Annotated in this window: 12 protein-coding genes; 4 read left to right on the top strand and 8 right to left on the bottom strand. The window is 63.5% G+C overall.

Going from position 1 to position 12,306, the window contains the following annotated elements; translation table 11 throughout:
* Window positions 1-121 precede the first annotated feature (121 nt).
* The 6 genes from ACF8K2_RS21470 to dadA form a co-directional block, all read right to left on the bottom strand.
* Window positions 122-1,984 carry an acetyl-CoA hydrolase/transferase C-terminal domain-containing protein gene (locus ACF8K2_RS21470; RefSeq protein ID WP_392467484.1) on the bottom strand — a complete coding sequence of 621 codons (1,863 nt, stop codon included), beginning with the start codon at window positions 1,982-1,984 and terminating at the stop codon, window positions 122-124.
* A gap of 208 nt (window positions 1,985-2,192) precedes the next feature.
* Window positions 2,193-2,615 carry a c-type cytochrome gene (locus ACF8K2_RS21465; protein WP_312153681.1) on the bottom strand — a complete coding sequence of 141 codons (423 nt, stop codon included), beginning with the start codon at window positions 2,613-2,615 and terminating at the stop codon, window positions 2,193-2,195.
* A gap of 135 nt (window positions 2,616-2,750) precedes the next feature.
* Window positions 2,751-3,299, bottom strand: coding sequence for a cupin domain-containing protein (locus ACF8K2_RS21460; protein ID WP_186553003.1), 549 nt, complete (start codon window positions 3,297-3,299; stop codon window positions 2,751-2,753).
* Between the two features lie 109 nt (window positions 3,300-3,408).
* Window positions 3,409-4,482, bottom strand: a complete 1,074-nt coding sequence (alr, locus tag ACF8K2_RS21455) for an alanine racemase (RefSeq protein WP_392467482.1) — start codon at window positions 4,480-4,482, stop codon at window positions 3,409-3,411.
* Window positions 4,483-4,571: 89 nt separating this feature from the next.
* On the bottom strand, window positions 4,572-4,925 hold the full coding sequence (locus ACF8K2_RS21450) for a RidA family protein (protein WP_392467480.1): 354 nt from the start codon (window positions 4,923-4,925) through the stop codon (window positions 4,572-4,574).
* On the bottom strand, window positions 4,897-6,198 hold the full coding sequence (gene dadA, locus ACF8K2_RS21445; RefSeq protein ID WP_186553006.1) for a D-amino acid dehydrogenase: 1,302 nt from the start codon (window positions 6,196-6,198) through the stop codon (window positions 4,897-4,899). The genes ACF8K2_RS21450 and dadA overlap by 29 nt, the downstream gene beginning before the upstream one ends.
* A gap of 155 nt (window positions 6,199-6,353) precedes the next feature.
* Here dadA and dadR point away from each other — a divergent pair, with 155 nt between their 5' ends.
* Complete coding sequence (gene dadR / locus ACF8K2_RS21440; protein WP_003258963.1) at window positions 6,354-6,842, top strand: transcriptional regulator DadR; 489 nt, start codon at window positions 6,354-6,356, stop codon at window positions 6,840-6,842.
* Between the two features lie 6 nt (window positions 6,843-6,848).
* Here the strand turns inward: dadR and ACF8K2_RS21435 are convergent, their stop codons facing one another.
* Window positions 6,849-7,202, bottom strand: a complete 354-nt coding sequence (locus tag ACF8K2_RS21435; RefSeq protein ID WP_186553007.1) for a YkgJ family cysteine cluster protein — start codon at window positions 7,200-7,202, stop codon at window positions 6,849-6,851.
* A gap of 192 nt (window positions 7,203-7,394) precedes the next feature.
* Between ACF8K2_RS21435 and ACF8K2_RS21430 the strand changes: the two genes are divergently transcribed.
* Window positions 7,395-8,687, top strand: coding sequence for an NAD(P)/FAD-dependent oxidoreductase (locus tag ACF8K2_RS21430; protein WP_392467476.1), 1,293 nt, complete (start codon window positions 7,395-7,397; stop codon window positions 8,685-8,687).
* A gap of 147 nt (window positions 8,688-8,834) precedes the next feature.
* On the opposite strand, the gene ACF8K2_RS21425 is transcribed toward ACF8K2_RS21430, so the two are convergent.
* Window positions 8,835-9,065, bottom strand: coding sequence for a DUF1127 domain-containing protein (locus ACF8K2_RS21425; RefSeq protein ID WP_392467474.1), 231 nt, complete (start codon window positions 9,063-9,065; stop codon window positions 8,835-8,837).
* A gap of 178 nt (window positions 9,066-9,243) precedes the next feature.
* On the opposite strand from ACF8K2_RS21425, the gene ACF8K2_RS21420 reads away from it, so the two are divergent.
* Window positions 9,244-10,674, top strand: coding sequence for a PLP-dependent aminotransferase family protein (locus ACF8K2_RS21420; protein ID WP_186553010.1), 1,431 nt, complete (start codon window positions 9,244-9,246; stop codon window positions 10,672-10,674).
* Between the two features lie 61 nt (window positions 10,675-10,735).
* Window positions 10,736-12,292, top strand: a complete 1,557-nt coding sequence (locus ACF8K2_RS21415) for a phospholipase D family protein (RefSeq protein ID WP_392467471.1) — start codon at window positions 10,736-10,738, stop codon at window positions 12,290-12,292.
* Window positions 12,293-12,306 lie beyond the last annotated feature (14 nt).

Genomic DNA, 12,306 nt, shown 5'->3' with positions numbered 1-12,306 from the left:
TCGTGGGAGCGGGCTTGCCCCGCGATAGCATAAGCAGGAGCACCCTCGCTGTCTGCTGTGACGCTATCGCGGGGCAAGCCCGCTCCCACGCTACGCCCTAGTGGCTAGCAGCTGGCCTGCTTCAGCGGGTCGCCTGCAACCCCGCCAGCAACAACCGCTGGTACAGCTCCTCCTTCAGCCCCTGCGGCTGCTCCAGCCCCATCCGCGCCAGCTGCGTCGGATAAGCCTCAGGCGCCGGCGCATCCAGTGCCGCCTTGCCCAACTGCAACACTTCGCTCAGCTTGAACTTGCTCTTGAGCCAGTTCAGCGCCCGCAGCAAATCCCGCTCTTCGGCGGTGAAATCACTCCCCAGCGGATACTCCGGGAACAACCGCGGATGATGCTCACGCAGCGCCTCAAGCCGCTCAGGTGTGTTGTCCCTGAAGCGCTCGTCCAACTCGAAATCCTTGGCCAGCTTGCCCGCCGCCTTGGCCTGCTCCATCAATTCAGCCTGAAAGCGTGAATCGCTGATCGCCAGCAACCGCGCGATTACCTCGCTGTCTGTCTGCCCGCGCAGGTCAGCAATGCCGTACTCGGTCACCACGATGTCGCGCAGATGGCGGGGAATGGTGCAGTGGCCATAGGTCCAGAACAGGTTCGAGGTCACCTCGCCGCCCGCCTCGCGCCAGCTCCTGAGCAGCAGAATCGAACGCCCGCCTTCCAGCGCATGGCCCTGGGCAACGAAGTTGTACTGACCGCCGACGCCGCTGAGCACGCGACCATCTTCCAACTGATCGGCCACCCCGGCGCCTAGCAGGGTCATGCCGAACACCGTGTTGATGAAGCGTGCATCGCGGCGCTGACGGCGCTTGAGCTCTTCCTGGCCGTACAGTTCGTTGATAAAGCTGATGGCGGTCATCGCGTATTGCTTGCGCTGCTCCAGCGGCATCTCGCGCAGGCGCTGGTAGAACGCGCGCGGGCCGAGGAAAAATCCGCCATGCACCAGTACCCCGTGCTCATCGGCAGGCCTGCGCACCACCCCAGCTTCGGCCAGCGCCAAGAGGCCGTTGACGAACATTTCGCTGCAGCCATACAGGCCTTGGGCGAAGGCATCCAGGCCGCCTTCGCTGTCGATCAGTGGCTGCCAGGGGCCGACGTCCAGCTCGCTGAGCAAGGCGCGATAGCCCTGGTTGTCGCCCTGTCGCGCCAGCAAGGCTGCAGCCACGGCGTCGCCCATGGCGCCGATGCCGATCTGCAGGGTGCCGCCGTCGCGCACCAGGGTGCTGGCATGCAAGCCGATGCAATGGTCTTGGGTCGCGACCGGCATGTTCGGAGTGGAGAACAGCCGCCGCTGCTCCGGCTCGTCGATCAACAGGTCGAACGCCTCTCGCGCCAGCTGCGCAGCACCCGGCATGTAGGGCAACTCGCTGTGCACTTGGCCGAGGATCAGGATGGTTTCGCCGGCGGCACGTCGCTTGGCGATCATGGGTAGCAGGTCGAGGGTGATGTCCGGGTTGCAGGCCAGGCTCAGCTGATCAGGATACTCCGGCGTTGCGGCCACCAACTGCGCCACCAGGTTGAGGCCCTTGGCGTTGATGTCGCGGGCGGCATGGCTGTAGTTGCTGCTGACGTAGTCCTGCTGGGCCATGGCGCTGTGCAGCAGGCTGCCGGGCTGCATGAAGAACTGCTCGACGCGGATGTTCGCTGGCAGCTGGTCATTGCGCAGGTCGGCGAGGTAGTCGAGCTCTTGGTAGTCGGCGAACACCCGTTCGATGAAGGGTTCGAGGAAGCGCCGTTGCAGGCCGTCGCCCAGCGGTGGGCGGCCCAGGGTCAGCGCGGTGTAGATGGTCAGGCGCCGTTCAGGCAGCGCGCGGATTCTGGCGTAGAGCGCGTTGACGAAGGCATTGGGCTTACCCAGGCCCAGGGGCAGGCCCATGTGGATATGCGCCGGCAGGTGAGCGAGGACATGCTCGACCGCCTGGTCGATGGAACAGCTGTGGGCCATCTGTGCCTCCTGTGACATCCGTGCATTCAGGGGTTGGACCGTGGGCAGCCTGCAATTGCTGCATAGGCCTATTCGCGGGCAAGCCCGCTACCACAGGGTGAGCGATGATCCCTGTGGGAGCGGGCTTGCCCGCGAAAAGGACAGCACCAATTCAAGCCCGCAAACACAAAGCCCGCCAAACGGCGGGCTGTGCAAATTCAGTTAAGCCTCAAAGGCCAGACATCTTCTTGATCGCAGCCTTGAGCTCTTCATCCGAGCAATCGGCACAGGTGCCTTTCGGCGGCATGGCGTTGATGCCGGTGATCGCCTTGGCCAGGATGCCATCCAAGCCGCCCTGGTGATCCGCGCGCTCTTTCCACGCGGCGGTATCGCCAATCTTCGGCGCATTCAGCAGGCCGGTGCCATGGCAGGCGTTGCAGTGCTTGGCGATAACTTCATCGGGCGTCTTCGCCCCACCGCCGCTGGCAGCGGTCGCCACTTCCATGCCTTTGCACTCCTGGCCCTGGACACACACCTGGCCGACCGGCTCCAGGCGCTTGGCAAGTTCATCGTTGGTCGCTGCGTGTGCATTGAGTGCCCAGAGGGCGAAAACGGCTGCTGGTACGGCCAGCATCTTCTTGATTTGGTTCACGCGTACACCCTCATGGTGGCTAATCACGCCCGCAGCCACGAATTGCGGGCGTTGAAAAGTATAGCGGGATCCCAAGAGCCGTGAAACGACCACACACTGGAAAGGGGTATTGGCGAAGCAATACGCTGCGCTGGATCAAAAGTTCGACGGCGTGGCAGCGCTGATCAGCCGGGCAGGCTCGTTGAAGGGGTTGCGAAATCGATGCGGGCGGGTGCTTTCGAAGTAGTAGCTGTCGCCGGCTTCGAGCAGGAAGGTCTCGGTGCCGACCACCAGCTCCAGGCGGCCTTCGAGCAAAATGCCGGTCTCTTCGCCATCGTGGGTCAACATCTCTTCGCCGGTGTCGGCACCGGGTGGATAAACCTCGTTGAGGAAGGCAATCGCCCGATTGGGGTGCGACTTGCCGACCAGCTTCATGGTCACCGCACCGTCGGAGATATCGATCAGCTCGTGTGCTTTGTAGACGATCTGCGTGGGACTCTCCGACGCCAGTTCGACCGAAAAGAACTCGACCATGGACATGGGAATGCCGCTGAGCACCTTGCGCAGGGAGCTGATCGACGGGCTCACGCTGTTCTTCTCGATCATCGAGATGGTGCTGTTGGTTACCCCCGCGCGCTTGGCGAGTTCACGCTGGGACAGGCCCTTGAGCTTGCGGATGGCTTGCAGTCGTTCGCCGACGTCCAAAGCTGGAGCCTCCTGAAACGGTCGAGATGGGGTCGAATGTGAACGATATCATGGCAATGCCGTTCAGTATTTACAACACTCGAGGCCCCAGCCTGTCCGCTTCAGCGCCTTATTCGCCGATATAGTCCAGCGGCACGCGTTTGAGGTTGCAGAAGATCTGGTAGGGGATGGTGCCCGCAGCCATCGCCACATCGCTGGCCAGTACCTGCTTGCCCCACAGCTCGACCGGGCTGCCCAGGGTCGCTTCGGGGATGTCGGTGAGGTCGACGCAGAGCATGTCCATCGACACTCGGCCGATCAACTGGGTGCGCTTACCGGCGACCATCACCGGCGTACCGCTAGGCGCCAAACGCGGATAGCCATCGGCATACCCCATGGCTACCACACCGACGCGGGTCGGGCGCGGACTGACGAACTTGGCGCCGTAGCCCACCGGCTCGCCAGCCGGCAGCTCGCGCACGCTGATGATCCGCGATTGCAGGGTCATCACCGGTTGCAGGCGTGCGGCCTCAGCCTGGGCGACTTCGAACGGGGTAGCGCCGTACAGCATGATGCCGGGGCGCACCCAGTCGCTCGGCACGTGCGGCCAGCCCAGCACTGCCGGGGAGTTGCGCAGGCTGCACTCGGCGCTCAGGCCCTGGCGAGCAGCTTCGAATACCGCCACCTGTTGCGCAGTCGAGTCGACATCCAGTTCGTCGGCGCGGGCGAAGTGGCTCATCAGCACAATGCGCGCAACCTTGCCGCTGGCCAGTAGGCGCTGGTAAGCGTCGTGGTAATCCTTCGGATGAACGCCAACCCGGTGCATACCGGTATCGAGCTTGAGCCAGATCTTCAGCGGCTTGCTGACCGGGGTCTGCTCGATCGCTTCCAGCTGCCACAGCGAATGCACCACGCACCACAGGTCATGCTCGCTGATCAGGGCCAGTTCGCTGGCCTCGAAGAACCCTTCGAGCAATAGCACCGGGGCCTTGATGCCCGCCGCACGCAGCTCCAGGGCTTCCTCGATGCAGGCCACGGCAAAGCCATCAGCCTCGGCCTCAAGCGCCAGGGCACAACGTACCGCGCCATGACCATAGGCATCGGCCTTGATCACGGCAAGGGCCTTGGCGCCGGATAACTCACGGGCCAGACGGTAGTTGTGACGCAGGGCTTGAAGATCGATCAGGGCACGGGCGGGACGCATGGCGGCAGCCTTTTGGCAGTTCTGGTTTGAATAAATCCCCGGCACGGCAGACGGGGGTAGGTGCCACCGCGCCGGGGTGAGGGAACGGGTTACGGCAGTGCGGCGACTACCGACAGCTCAACGAGGATTTCCGGCTCGCACAGCTTGGCTTCAACCGTGGCACGGGCCGGGGCGACGCCTTCTGGCAGCCACTGGTCCCACACTGCGTTCATGCCGGCGAAGTGCGCATCGATGTCCTTCAGGTAGATGGTCACCGACAGCAGGCGAGTCTTGTCGGTGCCCGCCTGATCCAGCAGCTTCTCGATGCTGGCCAGGGTTTCGCGGGTCTGCTGTTCGATGCCGACGCTCATGTCGTCAGCCACTTGGCCCGCCAGGTAAACGGTGCCGTTGTGGGTGACGATCTGGCTCATGCGCTTATTGGTGAGCTGGCGCTGGATTGCCATGCTTGGCGATCTCCTTGTTGTTGCCGTAACGGGAAATATCGAGGCCTTCGGCACTGATTTGCGGCTTGCGCCGGGCAATCAGGTCGGCCAGCAAACGGCCGGAGCCGCAGGCCATGGTCCAGCCCAAGGTGCCGTGACCGGTGTTGAGGAACAGGTTACGGAACGGCGTGGCACCGACGATCGGCGTGCCGTCCGGAGTCGCCGGACGCAGGCCGGTCCAGAAGCTGGCCTGGCTCAGGTCGCCGCCGCGAGGATAAAGGTCGTTGACGATCATCTCCAGCGTTTCGCGTCGACGCGGGTTCAGCGACAGGTCAAAACCGGCGATTTCAGCCATGCCGCCGACGCGGATGCGGTTGTCGAAACGGGTGATGGCGACCTTGTAGGTTTCGTCGAGAATGGTCGAGGTCGGGGCCATCGCCGGGTCGGTGATCGGCACGGTCAGCGAGTAGCCTTTGAGCGGGTAGACCGGCGCCTTGATGCCCAGCGGCTTGAGCATCTGCGGCGAGTAGCTGCCCAGCGCCAGCACGTAGCGGTCGGCGGTTTCCAGCTTGCCGTCGATCCACACACCGTTGATCCGGTCGCCAGCGAAGTCCAGGCGCTGGATGTCCTGGCCGAAGCGGAATTCGACGCCCAGCTTGATCGCCATCTCAGCCAGCTTGGTGGTGAACAGCTGGCAGTCGCCGGTCTGGTCGTTGGGCAGGCGCAGGGCGCCAGCGAGGATATCCTTCACCCCGGCCAGGGCCGGTTCGACGCGGGCGATGCCGTCGCGGTCGAGCAGTTCGTAGGGCACGCCGGATTGTTCGAGCACGGCGATGTCTTTAGCGGCGGCGTCTACCTGGGCCTGGGTGCGGAACAGCTGGGTGGTGCCCAGCGCGCGGTTTTCATAGCTCAGGCCGGTTTCGGCGCGCAGCTCGTCGAGGCAGTCGCGGCTGTATTCGGACAGACGCACCATGCGCTCCTTGTTCACCGCATAACGGCTGGCGGTGCAGTTGCGCAGCATCTGCGCCATCCACAGGTACTGATCGACGTCGCCAGTCAGCTTGATGGCCAGCGGGGCGTGGCGTTCGAGCAGCCACTTGATGGCCTTGAGCGGCACGCCTGGTGCAGCCCAGGGCGAGGCATAGCCGGGCGAGATCTGGCCGGCGTTGGCAAAGCTGGTTTCCATGGCCACCGCTGGCTGGCGGTCGACCACCGTGACTTCGAAACCTTGCCGGGCCAGATAGTAGGCACTGGCGGTTCCGATTACACCGCTACCAAGTACCAGAACTCGCATCGTTTATCCCTCGCACGCGGCGCACCGCAGTCTTTTGTTGATATGGCATGGATGCGCGCAGTATAAGAAGGACAAGCCAGTGCATTTCACTATATAAAAGCCTATATTTGGCGACAATTCTTGGCAAAGTGGCCTTTTACGGAGGGGCATCCCCTATGAGAACCCAGCATCAGAGCAAGCGTGAACTGGACAAGATCGACCGCAACATCCTGCGGATCCTGCAGAATGACGGGCGTATTTCCTTCACCGAACTGGGCGAAAAAGTAGGGCTTTCCACGACCCCTTGCACAGAACGCGTGCGCCGTCTGGAGCGCGAGGGGATCATCATGGGCTACAACGCCCGGCTCAATCCGCAGCACCTTAAAGGCAGCCTGCTGGTGTTCGTCGAAATCAGCCTGGACTACAAGTCGGGCGACACCTTCGAGGAGTTCCGCCGCGCCGTGCTCAAGCTGCCGCATGTACTCGAATGCCACTTGGTTTCGGGCGACTTCGACTACCTGGTGAAGGCACGGATTTCCGAGATGGCCTCGTACCGCAAGCTGCTGGGCGACATCCTGCTCAAGCTGCCGCATGTGCGCGAGTCGAAGAGCTATATCGTCATGGAAGAAGTCAAAGAGAGCCTGTGCCTGCCGATTCCCGACTGAGGCTGCTCAGACCAGGACCTGGCGCGTACTGGCGATGAACTGGTGGACCAATTGCTCGGCCTGCGGGTCGATGGGCTGCTGCGGCCCACGCCCACGTGGGCAGGCCATGCGCGGGGTGGTGCCGAACAGGCGGCAGATCATTGGCCGATCTTCGTAGACCGTGCAGCCTTGCGGGCCTAGGTGCACGCAGTCCAGGCGCTCGAGAGCGGCGTCCTGCTCGGCCTGGGACTTGCGCGGTAGCTGGGCCATTTCTTCTGCTGAAGTGGTGACCGGACCGCAGCAGTCGTGGCAGCCGGGCTCGCATTCGAACGAAGGAATGAGCTCGCGCAGGAAGTGGATCTTGTGGCGATTGCAGGACATGGCGGCGCTAGAATCAAGAGGATGTGCTCAATTATAGGCCCATTCGCGGGGCAAGCCCGCACGTAGCGTATACCTTGGTAGCCTACACCTGTGGTCACGTAGGAGCGGGCTTGCCCCGCGATAGCGCCGGTTGCCGCACCACCCACCCCAGCTTATCCTCGCATCCCTCAACAAACACCCAGGGCCGAGCCAATGATCCACAGCGCGCAGCACGCCGCCTCCTATTACGCCGCCAGCAGCGCGCCACAGCCTGACTACCCGGCCTTGGAAGGCGACCACAGCGCAGACGTGTGCATCGTCGGCGGCGGCTACTCGGGCCTGAACACCGCCATCGAACTGGCCGAGCGCGGCCTCTCGGTGATCCTTCTCGAAGCGCACAAGATCGGCTGGGGCGCCAGCGGGCGCAATGGCGGGCAACTGATCCGCGGCGTTGGCCATGGCGTCGAGCAGTTCCTCCCGATCATCGGCGAGCAAGGCGTGCGCAGCCTGAAACTGATGGGCCTGGAAGCGGTGGACATCGTTCGCCAGCGGGTCGAACGCCACGCGATCGACTGCGACTTGACCTGGGGCTACTGCGATTTGGCCAACAAGCCGGGCGAGCTGCAAGGTTTCGCCGAAGACGCCGAAGAGCTGCGCAGCCTGGGCTATGCCCATGAGCTAAAACTGGTGTCGGCTGAACAGATCCATACCGTGGTGGGGTCCGAACGCTATGTCGGCGGCCTGATCGACATGGGCTCGGGCCATCTGCATCCGCTCAACCTGGCGTTGGGTGAGGCGGCCGTGGCCAGCCAATTGGGCGTGAAGCTGCATGAGCAGTCGGCGGTGACTCGCATCGACTACGGGCCGCAGGTGCAAGTGCACACTGCCGGCGGCCGGGTTCGGGCCAATACCCTGGTGCTGTGCTGCAACGCCTATCACAACGATCTGAACCGCGAGCTGGGCGGCAAAGTGTTGCCCGCTGGCAGCTACATCATCGCCACCGAGCCCCTGGGTGAGGAACGTGCGCGCTCGTTGCTGCCGCAGAACATGGCGGTGTGCGATCAGCGGGTGGCGCTGGACTACTATCGGCTTTCGGCCGACAAGCGCCTGTTGTTCGGCGGCGCCTGCCACTATTCCGGGCGTGACCCGAAAGACATCGCCGCCTATATGCGGCCAAAGATGCTCAAGGTGTTCCCGCAGCTGACGGATGTGCGAATCGACTTTCAGTGGGGCGGGATGATCGGCATCGGCGCCAACCGCCTGCCGCAGATCGGCCGCCTGGCCAGCCAGCCGAATGTCTATTACGCCCAGGCCTACTCCGGGCATGGGCTGAATGCCACGCACTTGGCTGGGCGCTTGCTGGGTGAGGCGATCAGTGGCCAGCAGAGCGGGCGCTTCGATCTGTTTGCGCAGGTGCCGCACGTGACCTTCCCGGGGGGTAGGCATCTGCGTTCGCCGTTGTTGGCGTTGGGGATGCTTTGGCATCGGTTGAAAGAGTTGGTTTGATCCTGGGGCTTTGTTGCCAGAGCTATTTTTGGGGCTGCTTTGCAGCCCATCGCAGGCAAGCCAGCTCCTACAGGGACCGCGCCAGCCTGTAGGAGCTGGCTTGCCTGCGATGGGCCGCAAAGCGGCCCCAAGAATCCCAACCGTCAATCAATCCTTCCAGAACGGCTTGCGCCCTTCAGTGCGCGCCTGCTCCCAGGTCAACCCAACATCGCGCAACTGCGACTGATCAAGCTGCAACAGCGCCTTGCGGGTATTCCAGCGATGCAGCATCAAGCCCAGTCGCCCAAGCCCAGCTGGGGCACTGTAGACCCGCTGCTGCTGCCCCTCTTCAAGCGCTTTGCCCAACAGTTGCAAGCGCACATCGCTCAAGCCACCCATCGCTGCTTCCTCCCGATCAGCTCATACCGTGCAGAAAGCATGCGCGTGCGCAAGCATGACAATACAGACCCAATACAGGCTTATTATTCCCATACAGAATTAGCTGAATAACCGCTGAATGCTGTATTTTTCAGCGATCTGTACTGGTCGTTCAGAACCCTGAGCGCAGGAGTATGCCGTGACCCTTTACCTGAACCTCGCCGAGCTACTCGGGGCCCGTATCGAACAGGGCCTGTACCGTCCTGGCCAACGCTTGCCATCGGTACGCTCGTTGAGCCTGGAACACGGCGTGAGCCTGAGCACCGTACAGCAGGCCTATCGCATGCTCGAAGACAACGGCCTGGTCGCGCCACGGCCCAAATCTGGCTATTTCGTCACTGACCACCGCAGCCTCCCTGCCCTGCCCGCCATCAGCCGGCCGGCGCAGCGGCCTGTGGATATCTCGCAGTGGGAACAGGTACTGGAGCTGGTACGCAGCACCCCGCAAGCAGACGTGATCCAGCTCGGCCGTGGCATGCCCGACGTCAACAGCCCGACCCTCAAGCCGCTGCTGCGCAGCCTTGCGCAGATCAGCCGGCGGCAGGACATGCCCGGCCTGTATTACGACAACATCCACGGCAATCTCGCCCTGCGCGAGCAGATCGCCCGGCTGATGCTCGATTCCGGCTGCCGGGTGAGCCCTGCCGATCTGGTGGTGACCACCGGTTGCCACGAGGCGTTGTCGACCAGCATCCGCGCGGTCTGCGAGACCGGCGATATCGTCGCGGTGGACTCACCCAGCTTTCACGGCGCCATGCAGACGCTCAAGGGCCTGGGCATGAAGGCGTTGGAGATCCCCACCGACCCGATCACCGGGATCAGCCTGGAGGCGCTGGAACTGGCCCTGGAACAGTGGCCGATCAAGCTCATCCAGATCACGCCCAGCTGTAACAACCCAATGGGCTACATCATGCCCGAAGCGCGCAAGAAGGCCTTGCTGACCCTGGCCCAGCGCTATGATGTGGCAATCCTCGAAGACGATGTGTATGGCGACCTGGCCTACACCTACCCGCGCCCACGCACGGTCAAGTCGTTCGATGAAGATGGCCGGGTGCTGCTGTGCAGCTCCTTCTCCAAGACCTTGGCGCCAGGCCTGCGCATCGGCTGGGTCGCGCCCGGGCGCTACCTGGAGCGGGTGCTGCACATGAAGTACATCAGCACCGGCAGCACCTCAGCCCAGCCACAGCTGGCCATCGCCGACTTCATCGAGGCGGGCCACTATCACCCGCATGTGCGGCGCATGCGCAGCCAGTACCAGCGCGGCCGCGAGCAGATGATCGATTGGGTTACCCGCTACTTCCCGCCTGGCACCCGCGCCAGCCGGCCGCAGGGCGGCTTCATGCTGTGGGTCGAATTGCCGGAAAGTTTCGATACGCTGCGGCTGAACCGCGCTTTACTGGAGCAAGGGGTGCAGATTGCAGTGGGCAGTATCTTCTCGGCCTCAGGCAAGTACCGGCACTGCCTGCGGATGAATTACGCCGCGCGGCCCACCCCGCAAATCGAGGCAGCGGTGCGCAAGGTGGGTGAAACCGCCCTTCGTCTACTGGTCGAAGAACACAGCCCAGCGTAACTTTGCGCCGCCCTCCATGGTCCATAGCTCATAGGCCTTTGCTGTACAGGACGACCCTTACTTGAGACTCCAGCGAGCTCTGCCTCTCTTGCTGGCGCTAACGCTCGGCCTTGCCGGGTGCGCCAGCGTCGGAACCCCGCGTGAAGTCAGCCAGGCGCTGCCGGCCAACGACTCGGCCTTCGGCCGCTCGGTGCTGCGCCAGGCGGCGCCTTATGAAGGCCGCTCGGGTTTTCGCCTGCTGCCCAACAGCAACGAGGCCTTCCGCGCCCGGGCCGAGCTGATTCGCAACGCCCAGGCCAGCATCGACCTGCAGTACTACATCGTCCATGACGGCCTGAGCACGCGGGCGCTGGTCCACGAACTGCTGCGTGCCGCCGACCGCGGCGTGCGCGTGCGCATCCTGCTCGACGACACCACCAGCGACGGCCTCGATACCCTGATGGGCACCCTCGCCGCCCACCCGAACATCCATATCCGCGTATTCAACCCACTGCACCTGGGGCGCAGTACCGGCGTCACCCGCGCCATGGGCCGGCTGTTCAACCTGTCGCGCCAGCACCGACGCATGCACAACAAGCTATTCCTGGTCGACAACAGCATGGCCATCGTCGGCGGGCGCAACCTGGGCGATGAGTATTTCGACGCCGAGCCCAATCTCAATTTCACCGACATCGACCTGCTCGGCGTCGGCCCGGTGGCCGAGCAGCTTGGGCACGGTTTCGACCAATACTGGAACAGCGCCCTGAGCCGGCCTATCGGCGATTTTCTCTGGCGCGAGCCGGATGCCGACGACCTGCGCGCCAGCCGCCATCGCCTGGAAGTGTCCCTGGCCGAAGCGCGGATCAAGCGCAAGGCGCTGTATGACCGGCTGATGGCTTACCAGTCCCAGCCGCGCCTGGATGTCTGGCGCAATGAGCTGATCTGGGCGCACAGCCAGGCCCTGTGGGATGCGCCAAGCAAGGTCCTGGCTCAGGACGAGCCAGATCCGCAGCTGCTGATGAGCCAGCAACTGGCGCCGGACCTGAACAATGTCGATCACGAGCTGATTCTGGTGTCGGCCTATTTCGTCCCCGGTGAGGACGGATTGCTGTACCTGACCAGCCATGCCGACGCGGGCATTTCAGTCAAATTGCTGACCAACTCGCTGGAAGCCACTGACGTACCGGCCGTGCATGGCGGCTATGCGCCCTACCGCCGCGCCCTGCTGGAGCATGGCGTGCAGCTGTATGAGCTGCGCCGCCAGCCGGGCGACCCGAGTGCCAGTCGTGGCATCAACTTCCATGGCAGTTCGGATTCCAGCCTGCACAGCAAGGCGATCGTGTTCGATCGGCGCAAGACCTTTATCGGCTCGTTCAACTTCGACCCGCGGTCAGTGCTGTGGAATACCGAGGTCGGGGTGTTGGTCGACAGCCCGGAGCTGGCCGAGTACACCCGCGACCTGGCGGTGCAGGGCATGGCACCAGCGCTCAGTTACCAGCCGACGCTGGTGGCTGGCAAGTTGGTGTGGGTAACCGAGGACAATGGCAAACGGCACATGCTCACCACTGAGCCAGGCGGCATGTGGCGCAGGTTCAATGCCTGGATCAGCAAAGCCGTGGGGCTGGAGAAAATGCTCTAGGGCCAATCGCGGGG

Origin of the sequence: Pseudomonas sp. xss_2, from assembly GCF_043104195.1 — a bacterium.
Taxonomy (GTDB): Bacteria; Pseudomonadota; Gammaproteobacteria; order Pseudomonadales; family Pseudomonadaceae; genus Aquipseudomonas; species Aquipseudomonas urmiensis.
The sequence above is the reverse complement of the archived record's forward strand: the minus strand, read 5'-3'. Positions and strand labels throughout refer to the sequence as shown.